This window comes from Mangrovibacterium lignilyticum, from assembly GCF_010882175.1.
Taxonomy (GTDB): Bacteria; Bacteroidota; Bacteroidia; order Bacteroidales; family Prolixibacteraceae; genus Mangrovibacterium; species Mangrovibacterium lignilyticum.
The window spans coordinates 209,445-224,026 of the sequence record NZ_WKLH01000004.1 but is presented as its reverse complement, the minus strand read 5'-3'; the positions used below and the strand labels follow the sequence as shown (position 1 = coordinate 224,026).

Below are 14,582 nucleotides of genomic sequence, written 5' to 3'. Positions count from 1 at the left end.
CCATGTAAAGGCAGCGAAAGCATTAGCATTTACCTCGTGCACATGGGCTATTGGTAATTAAAAAACCGAAGAAGGCTCCAATCAGCAAACTATAGGCATTCTCACCAAATGTTAGTTTTTCAATATCTCCTGTTATAAGCGAAAAAACCAAACTCAACACAGCACCAGCAACCATGTACAATATCGTTTTCTTGCCATGTTGTGTCCAAATATTTCGTTGAAACCAATTGCCCTGAGGCTTAAGTTCTAATTTCTTAAATTCCATCTCATTTATTTTAAACATGTAAATATATACATATTTAATTCATCGATCATCATTGAACCATTTTTCGGTCAATAAATTTTCTGAATGACAATTCGGGTTCCATTAAAAGTAAGCTCGTCTCCTACCCTTTTTTGCATCAAAGCCTGACCGATAGGCGATACCATTGACAAACAAAAGTAGGGAGTACCGTCCAACTCAATTTTACCTAAAGCCACCGAGAAGAAATAGTTCCCTTGGTTACAACAAACCAAGCTTCCAAATTCAGCCTGTGTATATTCTTTGTTCGGATTGATTTGCAGCAGATCATTTTTCATGCTTTGCGCCTTTGCCAGTTGAGCCTGCAGTTTATCCATTTCCTGTTGAATCATCTCGCGCCCGGTTTCGTACTTATCGCCGGCGCTGCTTTTGGTATCATTGTCGCGCGATTCTTTAGCCGATTGAATGGATTTATCGGCTGCGACAATGCGTTCATCCAATAGCTGATTCAGTTTGTGCAGGAGCTGTTCTTTTATCGTTTGGTCTTTCATAAAAAAATGGTCATCATTCGTTCCACAGAGGCAAAATAACTTTAAATTCTGAATTTCTGTTTTTCAACTCAGATAAACTCCAGAAAGACTTTTTTGAAAAAGCGTTCTTCCAGAATCTTTACAATTCGTTTCACAACAAACTTGCGGATTTGTACTTCGAACGGTTGTTCGGGGTCCTGGTGCGCCCGATTAATACGGGTACCCAATAGAATGTGGATGATATCGTGGTCCAGTAGCAGTTTGACGACTTCTTCCGGTGGCGAATTCTCCAGCCTCGTATCGCTCGTGTAATTTTCCAACATCTCTTCTACCCGCCCCATGGTTAAAATGCCTTCAGTAACCATTTCAAAACCTTCCATCTCCGCAGCGGGAGGAATATCGTCTCCTTCATAGTGGTGTTTGATCGTTACATCCAGTTTCAGTTCACGTGCAATAATTTCACCTGTTGTTCCACCGCAAATAATCTTTTTGCCGGGAAAGCTCGTCACCCGATCGACAAAGTCCATATCCTTTATTTTATAAAACGGTGGTCCTGTTATCAGCATAAACTCGCGAGGTCTCCTAAAATTGACCACACCACAACTGGCATCGTCTTTCATCCGGAAACCATCATTCATCGCTGTTTGGTTCATGATCTTACGTGCCAGTCGAGTAGCTGTCATTTCCGATTCACGATCCAACTGATTTTCAATAAATTCGGAAAGCAACTGCCTGCCCCAGCCCATGCGAAAACGTTTTCCACCGAGCCCACTCTGCGTGACACCATCGCTGGTAAAAACAATCCGATCACCTTTGATCGGCTTAAATTCCCGAATTCGAAGAATCTTCCCGATGTTCTCTTCTCCACGGATCGGAATTTCCAATTCACGCGGAACAAACGGCTTTCCATGTCGAAAGATCAGACTGGGCGGATTATCGTAATTAATGATTCTCACCAACTCATCGTTGTCAATTTCAATAATGGTAAAGGTGGCATAGCTTTCTTTACTTTCGCTGTGCTGCGGCAAAACACGCATGAAAATATCGGCAGCAATTTCAGGTTTAGTATGAAACGAGGTGTAATTCATCGCCATGGAAGCCGTAAGCGTTGCCATGACGTTGGCACGAATACCATGTCCCAAACCATCGGATAGAATCAGAATGTAACGGCCCTCACCACTAATCCGTCGCGAGTGGAAAACATCGCCGCAGACGACCTCTCCGTGAGCCATCTTCTGCTGAAAATCAACATCAACGTGTAATTCACTCATGATGGCTCATCCTCCCCATATTTGTACGACTCGATAATTGAATGCAGAAGCTCTTCCATGACCGAAGCATTTTCACCCAGCAGAAAAGCGATTTTCTGCACCGTTTCCATATTCTGTTTGTTCACGCGCTGTGCGCGGCTGATAATTTCTTCACGAACCAAAGCCGGCGCCGACATATCGCGAATAAGAGCGCCTACCACCCGATTTTTATAAATGGAGATAACCGACACATGCAGCAACTTATTCTGGTAACGCAGATCCCGCTCAACCATATTTTCACCCGAACTCATCAAAGTGGCAAACATGCGATAAAGGACATCGGGAACCAGTTCTTTCAAATCAGCTCCGGAGAGCCCGGGGACGGTTTCAGCCAATTCCTCAACATCACCACCGATTAATTTGGCAAAACCCGGATTCGAATCGATTACCCGCATGTCACTGCCAACAATCACAATTCCTGCCCGAATTTTGTGCAACATGGCCGATGCCATTACCGTGGCTTCCTGTGCTTCTTCCATCTGTCGTTCCGCCTTTTTCTGTTCACTCAAATCAATCATAGAGCAAACAATCCCGATCACCTCATTCTTCGAATCATGCAACAAAGACTTTTGGAAAGCATATTCGCAGGACACCCCGCTTCCGGTCCTGATCCGGGCTTCGTAGTTTTGCGTTCCCTCATCTGCCAACAAATCCTGATCAAACCGATCGAACTGCCCCGCTTGATCTTCCTCTAAAAAGTCCATCACTTTTTTTCCTCTCAATTCCATATTCCCGCAATTCAGCAAACAACAAAATGCTTTGTTGCCCATCAGAATTGTGCCGCCTTCACTTTTCAAATAAACCGGCATAGGTAAAGCATCGATTAAGTGTTGCGAAAAGCCTTGAGAATCGGGGACGTCGGGAAGAAAAGAATTTTCATCGTAGATCATGAGCTTCGGTTTAAATTCAGTCGTTGATTTTTCTTTCAAAAAGTACAAAAAATACAGCAGAATTCAGATCAACTTTTCAGCTATAAAACCGAAATGGACGGTGGGAGCCCTATTTTCATTTCCACCACGAAAAAGCTTTCAAACGAGACAATCGATTGCAGAAAATCAAAAATACAACCAGGTGCTTAATATTCAGGCTGACTAACTCCGAACATCAATCTAACTTCCACGAATTCGGGAGAATGCAGTACTTTATAATGAATCTAAATTTAGCTGATAAAACTCACATTGTGACTGAAATAATCGTTCATTTTAGCCTTTTGAACCATATTTGTAAACAAATCCTGAATGAATGAAGATCTCTAAAATCTGCGAATTACTAGCTGCAAAGGTGATTTGCGGAGAAACGCAGAACAATGTTCAAATCGAAAAAGGCTACAGCTCTGACTTAATGAGTGATGTTCTGACACTCGACACAGACAACCTGCTGTTAATTACAGGCATGTGCAACCTGCAAACTATTCGCACAGCCGAAATGGCAGATATCCGGTTTATCGTTTTTGTCCGCAACAAAAAGTTGACCGACGAAATGCTGGAGTTGGCCAAGGAACACGGTATTTGCATCATGGAATCGCCTTTTACCATGTTCAAAGCAAGTGGAATATTATTTAAAGAGGGACTAAAACCGGTATACTAAATATGGAACTTGACTTTTCAATTGAGGGAGGAGATTTTACCCAGGCCGGACAAGCGTCGAGCCGGGTAAAGAAGGTGTTGAAGCAATTGGGAGTTGATGCAAAGTGTATCAAAAGTATTGTTATTGCCCTGTACGAAGCCGAAGTGAACGTTGTGGCACATGCCTACAAGGGACAAATTCACATTCAGATTGACAAAGACAAAATCCAAACGCTGATTACTGATGAAGGTCCGGGTATTCCGGATATTGCGATGGCCATGACAGAAGGGTTTTCCACGGCCAGCAAAAAGGTTCGCGAAATGGGTTTTGGAGCCGGAATGGGACTTCCCAACATCAAAAAAAATACTGACGAATTAAAAATTGATTCGGTCGTTGGGCAGAGTACAACTGTAAGCATGGTAAATTATTTTTAAGATGAGTACAACCACACCAACATATCACGCCCTCAAGGTTGATGCGCAAAAGTGTATCGGTTGTACACATTGCATGACCTCTTGCCCTACCGAAGCAATTCGGATTCGTAATGGGTTGGCTGTTATTGAGCAAAAAAGATGCGTCGATTGTGGACGCTGTATGCGCGAATGTCCGGCAAAAGCAATTTATGCCGAGCAGGATGACTTGGATAAAATCAAATCATTCAAATACCGGGTCGTGCTTTTTCCGTCGGTGATGATCGGGCAGTTTCCTGAAAAATATACGGAAGACCAGATTTATGCAGCATTGTTGAAAATTGGCTTCACACATGTTTACGAGGTAGAGCAACCTATCGGCTTTCTGAAGGATTCTATTCGCGAATATTGCCGAAAAGACAAAACATACAAACCACATATTTCGACCTTCTGCCCATCGGTGGTCCGACTCATCCAGATTCGCTATCCTTCGCTGGTTGACAATGTGATTCCACGAAAATCGCCCCAGGATTTGGGAGCCTGTTTTGCGTTGGAACAGATGAAAAAGTTAGGAGCCAAACGCGAAGAAATCGGATTGTTTTATGTGACCCCGTGTATTGCGAAAATGAGCTCTGTAAAAAGCCCGGCCGATGGTGAAGAATCCATCGTTGATGGCATCATTAATATGAACGAGCTATACAACCGGGTACGAAAAAATATAAGCACAGCCGAAGTACCCGATACAAGCGACCAACGGGAAAACCTCACACGCGATGGTATTCTGTGGAGTCTCACCCGTGGTGAAGCGAAACACTTTGGCGAACGTAGCATGGCCATTGACGGTATCCACAATGTGATCAAATTTCTGGAGCGTCTCGAAAATGAAGAAGTTCCGGATCTTGACTTTCTGGAGCTAAGAGCATGCGACCAAAGTTGTGCTGGTGGCAACCTGCTTTCGGGCAACCGTTTCCTGACTGCCGAACGATTGGAACACCGTGCAAAACGTTACAAATCGTCGCTAAAGTTCAAAGATCATCCCATCCAGGAGATGGCACCCGTGCTGAAAAGCAAGCTCATATCTGAACCACTGAAGGCGAACCCCGCTTTCATTTTAGATGAAAACCGTGAAAAAGCATTGGAGAAAATGAGCAAAATGCAACGAATTATCTGTTTCCTGCCGGGAATAGATTGTGGTGCATGCGGAGCGCCAAACTGCCAAGCCCTGGCTGAAGATATGGCTTGCCAACAGGCGAAAATGTCCGACTGCGTATTCCTGCAACAAACATGGCAGGAAGAAAATAAAATATCAACCTCCAAGGCCCTGAATAATATGGAGAAAAAATGGGGCAAAGACAGATTTAAAGCTGATTGTAACAAAAGAGGAAGACGAAATGAAGGTTTCTGAAATAATTGACCAACTAGGATTGAAAGTAATCGCCGGCGAGAAAGGTCTCGACCGCGAAATAAGCGGAGCATATGTCTCCGACCTGTTAAGCGATGTAATGGGAAACGCCCGTGAAGGACAAATCTGGATCACCCTGCAAGTACACCAAAATGTAATGGCCATTGCCTCCCTGAAAGATTTGGCGGCAGTTATACTGGTGAAAGATCTGGAAGCCAACGCCAATACGATCCAACACAGTAATGAGGAACAAATCCCCATTCTGTCAAGCTCTCTCTCAACATTTGATATTGCCGGTAAATTGCACGCTTTATTAGCTGACAAATGATGCGGCGGTTCAGAGCCGACCTGCATCTGCACACGGTACTTTCGCCCTGTGCCGATCTGGCTATGAGCCCTGATGAGATTATTACCGTTGCGCAACAAAAACAACTGGATATTATTGCCATAACCGACCACAACAGCACCAAACAGTGCCGGGTGGTGCGTGAAATGGCAGCCGATTCGGGAATTGTGGTTATCAATGGATGTGAGGTAAACAGCCTCGAGGAGGTTCACTCCCTTTGTTTGTTTGAAGACGACCATAGCATGAATGAGTTTCAGGCATTCATTGAACACTACTTACCGCAAATCCCGAATAAACCCAATTATTTTGGCTACCAGGTTGTGGTAGACAGAGACAACCAAATTGTTGAAGAAATGCCCTGGTATCTGGGAAACGGCTTACAAGTTGAGTTGGAAACCATTGCTGATTTCATACACCAATTGAATGGTCTATTCATTCCGGCACACATCGACCGGCCGATGAACAGCCTCTTCAGCCAACTGGGTTTTCTCCCCCACGAACTGAAGATCGATGCCATGCAAATCAGTAAGCGTGCTCAGGAAAGCCAGATTCGCAAACTATTTGACATACACCCCGACATTACATTAATTAAGGCATCCGACGCCCACTATCCGGAAGATATTGGCACTGCATGCACCATCTTCGAACTGGCAAAACCTTCGTTCGAGGAAATACGATGGGCCCTGAATCAGAAAAAAGGGCGATCTGTAAAAATTGAAGAATGACTGAACTATCATTACATATACTTGACATCGCTCAAAACTCGATCCGGGCTAAATCCAGCCTGGTTGAAATCTACATTCGGGAAAACCCTGAGAAAGATTGTTACAAACTGAAAATTAAAGACAACGGTATCGGGATGGATGAAGAAACCCTAAACAAAGTCACCGATCCTTTTTTTACCTCCCGCAGCACCCGTAAAGTTGGCCTGGGTATTCCGATGCTGAAACAAAATACAGAGCAATGCGGCGGCTCCTTTCTAATTGAATCAACTCCCGGAGGTGGAACAACATTGGTCGCCACATTTGGTTACCGGCACATCGATCGACCCATTCTGGGCGATATAGCCGGGACAATGCTCATTTTACTGGCTAACGAAAATGACACCGACATCCTGTATCGCCATCAAACGCTACAGGGCGAATTCAATTTCGACTCCCGCGAAATCAAAAATATTTTGGGTGGAGTCCCCTTAGTAACGAAAGAAATCAGACAATTCTTAAAAAGCATGATTCTGGAGAATCTGGAGCAAATACAAATAAGCGAATAATGACATTTGACCTGTTACCTGAATGAAAGAAAGACGAAATTAATAAACCTAAAAAATCATACTCATAAACCTAAAATCAATATGACAAAAATCAAATCACTGGCTGACCTGCGTAAATTGAAAGACGAGGTTCAGTCGAAAATTCAGCTAAGGGAGAAGGGAGATCATCCCGAAAATCTGGTTCACATAAAAGTTTCCATGGCCACCTGTGGCATTGCGTCAGGCGCAAAAGAAACCATGAACTATCTGGTTGAAGAGTTAGACCACCAAGGTATTGATGCTGTCGTCACTCAAACCGGCTGCATGGGCTATTGCTATGCAGAGCCGACTATTGAAGTTCTAATTCCCGGGAAAGAATCGGTTGTCTATGGATTCGTAGACAAGGTTAAAGCACAGGAAATTATTGAAAAGCACATCAAACTAAACGAACTGGTTGACGGAATAATACCGGCCAATTACAAAACGCTCGAAGACTAACAAACCGAAAAAACATGGCAGAATTTAATACGCATATTTTGGTCTGCGGAGGAACGGGCTGTAAAGCCAGCCAAGCCGACCTGCTGAAAACAAATTTAACGAAACGCATTATCGACCATGGCCTGCACGAACAGGTGCAAGTGCTCCAAACCGGCTGTTTTGGTTTTTGCGAAAAAGGGCCGATCGTCAAAATTCAACCCGACAATACATTTTATGTATCGGTAGAACCGGAAGACGCCAATGAAATTGTAGACGAACATATTCTGAAAGGGCGAAAAGTTGAACGCCTGCTCTATAAAGATCCAAAAACGGAGGAGAAAGTTGGCGATAGCAAACACATGGACTTCTACAAAAAACAAGTCCGTATTGCATTGCGAAACTGCGGTTTCATCAATCCCGAAAATATTGAAGAATACATTGGGAACGATGGCTACGCAGCGCTTGGAAAATGCCTCGAAAGCTACAGCCCCAAAGAAGTCATTGATCTCATCAAAAAATCCGGACTGCGTGGACGTGGTGGCGGTGGATTCCCAACAGGGCTGAAATGGGAAATTACGCACAACGTTGCGGGCGATGAAAAATTTGTGGTTTGTAATGCCGATGAAGGAGACCCCGGAGCATTCATGGACCGTTCCATCTTAGAAGGCGATCCGCACTCGGTCATTGAAGCGATGGCAATTTGCGGGTACTGCATTGGAGCATCAAAAGGCTTGGTGTACATTCGGGCCGAATACCCATTGGCCATTCAACGTTTAAAAATAGCGTTGGAACAAGCCAAAGAATATGGCTTACTGGGGCCGGAAATTCTGGGCTCCGCCTTCAACTTTGAAATTGAAATTCGTTATGGTGCCGGCGCATTCGTCTGTGGTGAAGAAACAGCCCTGATTCACTCGATGGAAGGTAAACGCGGCGAACCGACTTTCAAACCGCCATTCCCTTCAGAATCGGGTTATATGGGCAAACCAACCAACGTGAATAATGTGGAAACTTTTGCCAACATTCCTCCGATCATCAATAAAGGGGCTGATTGGTTTGCAAGCATCGGAACCGAAAAATCAAAAGGAACCAAAGTTTTCGCTTTAGCCGGTAAAATAAACAATGTGGGCTTGATTGAAGTGCCTATGGGAATTACCCTGCGCGAAGTGATTTACGACATTGGTGGTGGTATCAAAGACGGCAAAGAATTCAAAGCTGTGCAAACAGGAGGCCCATCCGGCGGCTGCCTCACGATAGATTTTCTGGATACACCAATCGACTACGACAACCTGATTGCTGCCGGCTCAATGATGGGTTCCGGAGGTATGATTGTGATGGACGAAGACGACTGCATGGTGTCCATCGCCAAATTCTACCTCGAATTTACGCTGGATGAATCGTGCGGAAAATGTACGCCTTGCCGAATCGGCAATAAGCGTTTGCACGAAATACTGGTAAAAATAACCGAAGGGAAAGGCACCAGCGAGGACATCGACAAGCTGCGCATGTTGAGCCATGTGATCAAAGACACAAGCTTATGCGGTTTAGGCCAAACCTCTCCCAACCCAATCTTGTCGACTCTGGATAACTTCCTGCACGAATATGAAGCACATGTCGAACATCAATCTTGTCCGGCTGGCCAGTGTAAAGCTTTAATGCAATATGTCATTGAAGACGAAAAATGTACCGGCTGTACACTGTGCTTCCGCAATTGCCCGGTTGGTGCAATCTCGGGCGAAAAACGCAGCCCGCATTACATCGACCAAAAGCTTTGTATTAAGTGCGGCGTGTGTTTCGAGAAATGTAAGTTTGACGCGATTAAAATTGCTTAAGGTAGAGGATTAAACATGAAAAAAATCAAATTAAATATCGACAATAAAACGCTCGAAGTTCCTAAGGGGACGACGATCCTGGATGCAGCATCTGTGGTTGGAATCGACATCCCAACATTGTGCCACATGAAGCTGCACGACATGAATATTGAAAACAAACCGGGCGGTTGCCGGGTATGTGTGGTCGAAGTAAAAGGCCGACGCAACCTGGCTCCTGCATGTTGCACCGAAGTGGCTGAAGGCATGGAAATCAGCACCCACTCGATGCGGGCCGTAAATGCCCGCCGGACCGTGCTGGAACTGATTCTGTCTGACCACCCTTCTGATTGTCTGGTCTGTGCCAAATCGGGAAAGTGTGACTTGCAGGAGATGGCTCAAAACATGGGAATCCGCGAAATTCACTACCAGGGAGCACAGTCTCATTATCGGGAGGACACCTCTCCGGCCATAATTCGCGAACTCGACAAATGCATCTTATGTCGCCGTTGCGAAACCATGTGTAACAAAGTGCAGTCGGTTGGTGTGCTTTCAACCATCAACCGGGGTTTCGAAGCTGTTGTTTCACCGGCTTTCGAAATGAATCTCGACCATTCAGTGTGTACCTACTGCGGCCAGTGCGTGGCTGTTTGTCCAACCGGAGCGTTAACCGAGGTTGACGAAACAGGCGCTGTTATCCGCGCACTTTCCGATCCGTCAAAAACAGTCATTGTGCAAACCGCTCCGGCCGTTCGTGCCGCTTTAGGCGAAGAGTTTGAGATGGAAGCTGGAACACTGGTGACAGGGAAGATGGTTTCAGCCCTTCGTCGTTTAGGCTTCGACTATGTTTTTGATACCGACTTTGCAGCCGACCTCACCATCATGGAGGAAGGTACCGAATTGCTGAACAGACTGGGCAAATACCTTGGAGGCGATAAAAATGTGAAGATGCCGATCTTGACTTCCTGCTGTCCTGCGTGGGTAAAATTCTTTGAACATCAGTTCCCCGAATTAAAAGATATCCCATCGACAGCCCGTTCGCCGCAGCAAATGTTTGGTGCTATTGCCAAGACCTATTTTGCCGATAAAATAGAAGTAAAACGGGAAAACCTGGTGGTGGTTTCCATCATGCCTTGTGTGGCAAAGAAATACGAAAGCAGCCGCGATGAATTTGCCGTAAATGGTAATCCGGATGTGGATTATGCTTTGACTACCCGCGAACTGGCTTCGCTGATCAACATTTCAAATATCGATTTCAAATCGTTGCCTGAAGAAGATTTCGATCAACCGTTAGGTGAATCAACAGGAGCAGCGGTGATTTTCGGAACAACAGGTGGTGTAATCGAAGCGGCTGTCCGAACGGCCTACGAAATCCAAACCGGGAAATCACTCCCCCGCCTCGATTTTGAAGAATTACGTGGCATGGAAGGGCTTCGTAAAGCAACCATCGATTTTGACGGAACACCGATCAATATCGGAATCGCCCATGGGTTGGGAAATGCCCGCCAATTGCTGGAACAAATCAAAGCCGGGGAAAGCGAATTCCACGCCATCGAAATCATGTCGTGCCCGGGAGGATGCATTGGCGGTGGCGGTCAGCCCTATCATCATGGAGATGTTGAAATTCTGAAAAAACGGCAAAAGGCGATCTACTCAGAAGATAAAAACAAAACCTTGCGCAAGTCGCACGAAAATCCGCATATCCAGAAGCTTTACGAAGAATTCCTGGGTGCACCTATGAGTGAGAAAGCACACCATTTGTTGCACACAAAGTATTTCGACCGTAGCTAAGGCTAGACCTTGGAAACTATAGATATTAGACTTTAGACAAAAAAAGACAACATCATGACCAAAATAAAACTAGCAGATAAAGCGGTTGAGCTGATTAAAGGAATCTGTGCTCAATTTAATAACCAGGAATCAGAGCTGATCAATGTGCTGCATCAGGTTCAACACAAATTAGGCTACCTACCTGCGGAAGTGCAGGAAGTTATTGCCAAGGAACTGAATATGTCGGTTGCCAAAGTTTATGGGGTAGTTACTTTCTATTCATTCTTCACCATGCTACCACAAGGGCAGCATCCCATTTCAATTTGTATGGGAACAGCTTGTTATGTGCGGGGTGCCGAGAAAGTTTTGCACGAATTCAAACGCCAGTTAGGAATTGAAGTTGGCCAAACATCGGTTGACGGGAGGTTCTCACTGAGTTGCCTGCGTTGCGTTGGTGCCTGCGGATTAGCGCCGGTCGTATTGGTTGGCGAAAAAGTCTACGGACGGGTTTCGCCGCAGCAAGTGGCTAAAATTATTGCCGAATACCAGGAAGCTTGCGTAAATCCACAAACGGCTTAAGCGAAAATAGCATTTCGCGGGACGGGGAAGCCATTCCTGACGGCTGGTTTTCATTTCGCGGCGCGCGGAAATGAAAATCAGCCATCCATTTGGTCTTCGCGGCGCGCGGAAATGAAAACCGATCGTCAACTTTCATTTTTCGCCTGCGGGAAGAACAATCCAACAATTCATTTTGGCTTCGCCGTGCGCGGAAATGAAAACCAGCCGTCCATTTGGGCTTCGCGGCTCGCGGAAATGAAAACCGATCGTCAACTTTCATTTTCCCGCCCCGCGAAGACATTCCTGACTGTCAACTTTGACGTCGCGGCATGGGGAAATGAAAATCTGTTTGCAACTTCGCCTTCCCAACGAGCGGAAATACGAAAAAAAAGACCATCCCCTGAGGAACGGCCCTTTTTAACCCTAAAATTATATTTACCTATTTCTTCAGCATGATGTTGAGTACCATCTTATCGACCTCGCTCATGCCTTCAGAACCAATATCACTCAAATTGTTGATGGTTTTATCCACATCTTCATCGGCAATTCCTTCGAGCGAACTAATCACTTTATTATCCATAGCCATCATGGCCGAAAACATGGCCGATGAAACCGAACTCGAGACCTTCAATGCACAACTTGGTTTGGCTCCATCGCACAACATTCCGGCAATGTTACCAATCATGTTTTTCACCGAATAAGCTACCTGATCGCGATTACCACCCATCAGGTGAGTGATTCCGCACGCCGCACCAATACCCGCAACCGTTACGCCACAAAGTGCCGACAAACGCCCCAAACGTCGTTTAATGTAGATTACCATCAGGTGGCTCAATACCAAAGCGCGGACTAAATCATCTTCCGGCTTTTCCATCTCTTCAGCAAAAACAACCACCGGCAAAGTACAGGTAATTCCCTGGTTTCCGCTGCCTGAGTTACTCATCACAGGAATCATCGCGCCAGCCATCCGCACATCGCAAGCCGAAGCGGTTACCGCAACCAGCCGGTTATAAATACTATTGCCCATGACATGTTTGAATGAATCGCTTTCGATAACCCGCGCCACCGAGTGGCCAAAAGAACCTTTCTTCGATTCCTCTGCTGCCAGTTTGTTCAACCGGGCCGCTTCGAGCATAAAGTGGATTTCCTCCACGGACGTTTCCATGGCGAAATCATAAATCGTATTGAAATCCAATTCGATATCATTGGACTCGAGCTGCTTAAACGTTCCGTTGGTAAATTCGTCGTGAATAACTTCGCCGTTCGATTCCACATAAACGATGTTGTTGTGGCTTCCGCAAATAATGGCTTTCGACTCCCCTTTCTCTCCATAACAACGGGCTTCGATGTACAATTTATCAGGGGCATCTTCCTTTAGCTCGACAGAAGTACGTTTTTCATCGACGATTATTTTGGCCTCTTCCAAAGCCTCGGGATTCATATCTTTCAAGACTTCCAACCCGTACGCTGATTTACCAATAACCATTCCCAACGCAATTGCGATAGGCAAACCAATCATTCCGGTTCCCGGAATACCGACACCCAATGAATTTTTCAGGATATTGCGGCTAAGAAACAATTCCGAACGGACAGCTTTCTCACCCAAAACTTCTTTTGCTTTAGCAACAGTCAGGGCAACAGCAACCGGTTCGGTACAACCAATAGCCGGAACGACTTCACGCTTGATCAAACACAATATTGCATCAATCTCTTCTCTCTTCATGTCAGGAATTTTCTTAAATAATGATTCAACAGTGGCATAAGTCGCCAAAATGCCGAATCGTTACACCGCTTTGGCATTTATTTTACGAATTCTCAAAAGTAGAAGAGTTTCTCGTCCTAATTGATGATTTTTGACAGCTTCAATTTTTCGCAGGAATGACTGTCAGAGAGGGCATTGTTTCATCCTAATTCCTCTTGCAGTAAATCGCGAATTTCCAGAAAATTGTGTTCCATGAGGAGCATATTATCGATGAAGAAGTTGTAAATGTCGGGCCACTGGTTTTCACGGTGAATATCGAAACCATCATCCATCACAAAAATTCGACAAACCTCCGCGCCGCTTTCACGGGTGTAGCAAAGTTCCCATTCCATGCCATTTTCGAAGCCATCTTCCAAAATCGACTTATACTTTTCAAGCAACTCAAAAATTTGCAGGCGACGGTCCTCTGTCTTGGCATTCACCTCAATCATCACCCAAGCTTCAAACCGATCGATATCGAACTTCAGATCTAACCCGCCGATTTTAGTGTCGTACAGGATCCACTTCTTTTTGCGGTGTAGCAGTTCAGGAACAATTTCGCAGCGCTTGCCAAAAGTGGTCCAAAATTTTTTCCGTAGTTGCTTGGCTTCTTCTCGTGTATACATGCTTTTATATTGGTCTGCAAAAGTAGTCAAGTCGTTCGAAGAATAAAAATGCAAACGATCTCTTGCAACAACAGCCAAAATGCTGAACAAATGACCGCTAATTTTGTCTATGCTGTTAAATCAACTGATCAAAAATTCATGGGTAAGCAGCTTCTGGCCATTCTTATTATTTCATCAATCGCATGGCATATTCTTGCGGAAGCTGCTGTTTACCTGTCTTTCAAAATCAATCAGGATTACATTGAAAAGTATTTGTGTGTGAACCGGGATAATCCGGAGTCAGCGTGTCATGGCTGCTGTCAGCTGAAAAAAGAATTGCAGGAGCAGCACGAAACGAAATCAGAAATGCCGGACAATCAAGTCAAAAAGATTGAAATTCAATACTTCCCAATTTCATCTAAAGACATCAGTCTTTTACCTCTTCACGTTGAAAAGCAAAAATCACAACGCAACGTTGTCCTTCATCCCTTTGGAGGAAACGAGATTTTTCACCCACCTAAAAAGCATCTGCTTTCATTCGTTTTAAGTTGAAAAAAGGGAAATTCCTTCCC

Annotated in this window: 17 protein-coding genes; 11 read left to right on the top strand and 6 right to left on the bottom strand. The window is 44.9% G+C overall.

Annotated features, from left to right (window positions below; all coding sequences use genetic code 11):
• Positions 1 to 22: 22 nt before the first annotated feature.
• From GJV22_RS18545 to GJV22_RS18530, 4 genes are all read right to left on the bottom strand, one after another.
• Complete coding sequence (locus GJV22_RS18545; RefSeq protein WP_163717408.1) at positions 23 to 265, bottom strand: hypothetical protein; 243 nt, start codon at positions 263 to 265, stop codon at positions 23 to 25.
• Positions 266 to 333: 68 nt separating this feature from the next.
• Entirely contained in the window at positions 334 to 792 is a 459-nt protein-coding gene (locus tag GJV22_RS18540) for a GreA/GreB family elongation factor (RefSeq protein WP_163717405.1), read from the bottom strand.
• Positions 793 to 860: 68 nt separating this feature from the next.
• A complete protein-coding gene (locus tag GJV22_RS18535; RefSeq protein ID WP_163717403.1) occupies positions 861 to 2,042 on the bottom strand; it encodes a SpoIIE family protein phosphatase in 1,182 nt (393 codons plus the stop codon).
• The gene (locus GJV22_RS18530; protein ID WP_163717400.1) at positions 2,039 to 2,971 is read right to left on the bottom strand and encodes a PAS domain-containing protein; all 933 of its coding nucleotides are present in this window, start codon (positions 2,969 to 2,971) and stop codon (positions 2,039 to 2,041) included. The genes GJV22_RS18535 and GJV22_RS18530 overlap by 4 nt, the downstream gene beginning before the upstream one ends.
• Before the next feature lie 352 nt (positions 2,972 to 3,323).
• On the opposite strand from GJV22_RS18530, the gene GJV22_RS18525 reads away from it, so the two are divergent.
• The 10 genes from GJV22_RS18525 (at position 3,324) to nuoE (ending at position 11,685) form a co-directional block, all read left to right on the top strand.
• Positions 3,324 to 3,668, top strand: a complete 345-nt coding sequence (locus tag GJV22_RS18525; protein ID WP_163717398.1) for a hypothetical protein — start codon at positions 3,324 to 3,326, stop codon at positions 3,666 to 3,668.
• Between the two features lie 2 nt (positions 3,669 to 3,670).
• Positions 3,671 to 4,081 carry an ATP-binding protein gene (locus GJV22_RS18520; protein ID WP_163717396.1) on the top strand — a complete coding sequence of 137 codons (411 nt, stop codon included), beginning with the start codon at positions 3,671 to 3,673 and terminating at the stop codon, positions 4,079 to 4,081.
• A 1-nt stretch (position 4,082) separates the two neighbouring features.
• Positions 4,083 to 5,462 (top strand): [Fe-Fe] hydrogenase large subunit C-terminal domain-containing protein, encoded by a 1,380-nt coding sequence (locus tag GJV22_RS18515; RefSeq protein ID WP_163717393.1) that lies wholly within the window; start codon positions 4,083 to 4,085, stop codon positions 5,460 to 5,462.
• A complete protein-coding gene (locus GJV22_RS18510; RefSeq protein WP_163717391.1) occupies positions 5,449 to 5,787 on the top strand; it encodes a DRTGG domain-containing protein in 339 nt (112 codons plus the stop codon). The genes GJV22_RS18515 and GJV22_RS18510 overlap by 14 nt, the downstream gene beginning before the upstream one ends.
• On the top strand, positions 5,784 to 6,530 hold the full coding sequence (locus tag GJV22_RS18505; protein ID WP_163717388.1) for a PHP domain-containing protein: 747 nt from the start codon (positions 5,784 to 5,786) through the stop codon (positions 6,528 to 6,530). The genes GJV22_RS18510 and GJV22_RS18505 overlap by 4 nt, the downstream gene beginning before the upstream one ends.
• A complete protein-coding gene (locus GJV22_RS18500) occupies positions 6,527 to 7,075 on the top strand; it encodes an ATP-binding protein (RefSeq protein ID WP_163717386.1) in 549 nt (182 codons plus the stop codon). Before GJV22_RS18505 ends, GJV22_RS18500 begins: the two co-directional genes overlap by 4 nt.
• Positions 7,076 to 7,156: 81 nt before the next feature.
• Positions 7,157 to 7,552, top strand: a complete 396-nt coding sequence (locus GJV22_RS18495; RefSeq protein WP_163717384.1) for a (2Fe-2S) ferredoxin domain-containing protein — start codon at positions 7,157 to 7,159, stop codon at positions 7,550 to 7,552.
• A gap of 14 nt (positions 7,553 to 7,566) precedes the next feature.
• Positions 7,567 to 9,360 (top strand): NADH-quinone oxidoreductase subunit NuoF, encoded by a 1,794-nt coding sequence (locus GJV22_RS18490; protein WP_163717382.1) that lies wholly within the window; start codon positions 7,567 to 7,569, stop codon positions 9,358 to 9,360.
• Between the two features lie 15 nt (positions 9,361 to 9,375).
• A complete protein-coding gene (locus tag GJV22_RS18485; RefSeq protein WP_163717380.1) occupies positions 9,376 to 11,127 on the top strand; it encodes an NADH-dependent [FeFe] hydrogenase, group A6 in 1,752 nt (583 codons plus the stop codon).
• Positions 11,128 to 11,181: 54 nt separating this feature from the next.
• A complete protein-coding gene (gene nuoE, locus GJV22_RS18480; RefSeq protein ID WP_163717378.1) occupies positions 11,182 to 11,685 on the top strand; it encodes an NADH-quinone oxidoreductase subunit NuoE in 504 nt (167 codons plus the stop codon).
• A gap of 418 nt (positions 11,686 to 12,103) precedes the next feature.
• Here nuoE and GJV22_RS18475 read toward each other — a convergent pair whose 3' ends face one another.
• Together GJV22_RS18475 and GJV22_RS18470 are read right to left on the bottom strand one after the other, a co-directional pair.
• Positions 12,104 to 13,387 (bottom strand): L-cysteine desulfidase family protein, encoded by a 1,284-nt coding sequence (locus GJV22_RS18475; RefSeq protein WP_163717376.1) that lies wholly within the window; start codon positions 13,385 to 13,387, stop codon positions 12,104 to 12,106.
• 179 nt (positions 13,388 to 13,566) lie between these two features.
• Positions 13,567 to 14,031, bottom strand: a complete 465-nt coding sequence (locus GJV22_RS18470) for a DUF4268 domain-containing protein (protein ID WP_163717374.1) — start codon at positions 14,029 to 14,031, stop codon at positions 13,567 to 13,569.
• A gap of 90 nt (positions 14,032 to 14,121) precedes the next feature.
• Between GJV22_RS18470 and GJV22_RS18465 the strand changes: the two genes are divergently transcribed.
• Complete coding sequence (locus GJV22_RS18465; RefSeq protein ID WP_163717372.1) at positions 14,122 to 14,562, top strand: hypothetical protein; 441 nt, start codon at positions 14,122 to 14,124, stop codon at positions 14,560 to 14,562.
• Positions 14,563 to 14,582 lie beyond the last annotated feature (20 nt).

What these genes read in the sequence shown, in the direction of transcription:
- GJV22_RS18545 (WP_163717408.1), bottom strand. Translation starts at nt 265, where the DNA reads ATGGAATTTAAGAAATTAGAACTTAAGCCTCAGGGCAATTGGTTTCAA.
- GJV22_RS18540 (WP_163717405.1), bottom strand. Translation starts at nt 792, where the DNA reads ATGAAAGACCAAACGATAAAAGAACAGCTCCTGCACAAACTGAATCAG.
- GJV22_RS18535 (WP_163717403.1), bottom strand. Translation starts at nt 2,042, where the DNA reads ATGAGTGAATTACACGTTGATGTTGATTTTCAGCAGAAGATGGCTCAC.
- GJV22_RS18530 (WP_163717400.1), bottom strand. Translation starts at nt 2,971, where the DNA reads ATGATCTACGATGAAAATTCTTTTCTTCCCGACGTCCCCGATTCTCAA.
- GJV22_RS18525 (WP_163717398.1), top strand. Translation starts at nt 3,324, where the DNA reads ATGAAGATCTCTAAAATCTGCGAATTACTAGCTGCAAAGGTGATTTGC.
- GJV22_RS18520 (WP_163717396.1), top strand. Translation starts at nt 3,671, where the DNA reads ATGGAACTTGACTTTTCAATTGAGGGAGGAGATTTTACCCAGGCCGGA.
- GJV22_RS18515 (WP_163717393.1), top strand. Translation starts at nt 4,083, where the DNA reads ATGAGTACAACCACACCAACATATCACGCCCTCAAGGTTGATGCGCAA.
- GJV22_RS18510 (WP_163717391.1), top strand. Translation starts at nt 5,449, where the DNA reads ATGAAGGTTTCTGAAATAATTGACCAACTAGGATTGAAAGTAATCGCC.
- GJV22_RS18505 (WP_163717388.1), top strand. Translation starts at nt 5,784, where the DNA reads ATGATGCGGCGGTTCAGAGCCGACCTGCATCTGCACACGGTACTTTCG.
- GJV22_RS18500 (WP_163717386.1), top strand. Translation starts at nt 6,527, where the DNA reads ATGACTGAACTATCATTACATATACTTGACATCGCTCAAAACTCGATC.
- GJV22_RS18495 (WP_163717384.1), top strand. Translation starts at nt 7,157, where the DNA reads ATGACAAAAATCAAATCACTGGCTGACCTGCGTAAATTGAAAGACGAG.
- GJV22_RS18490 (WP_163717382.1), top strand. Translation starts at nt 7,567, where the DNA reads ATGGCAGAATTTAATACGCATATTTTGGTCTGCGGAGGAACGGGCTGT.
- GJV22_RS18485 (WP_163717380.1), top strand. Translation starts at nt 9,376, where the DNA reads ATGAAAAAAATCAAATTAAATATCGACAATAAAACGCTCGAAGTTCCT.
- nuoE (WP_163717378.1), top strand. Translation starts at nt 11,182, where the DNA reads ATGACCAAAATAAAACTAGCAGATAAAGCGGTTGAGCTGATTAAAGGA.
- GJV22_RS18475 (WP_163717376.1), bottom strand. Translation starts at nt 13,387, where the DNA reads ATGAAGAGAGAAGAGATTGATGCAATATTGTGTTTGATCAAGCGTGAA.
- GJV22_RS18470 (WP_163717374.1), bottom strand. Translation starts at nt 14,031, where the DNA reads ATGTATACACGAGAAGAAGCCAAGCAACTACGGAAAAAATTTTGGACC.
- GJV22_RS18465 (WP_163717372.1), top strand. Translation starts at nt 14,122, where the DNA reads ATGACCGCTAATTTTGTCTATGCTGTTAAATCAACTGATCAAAAATTC.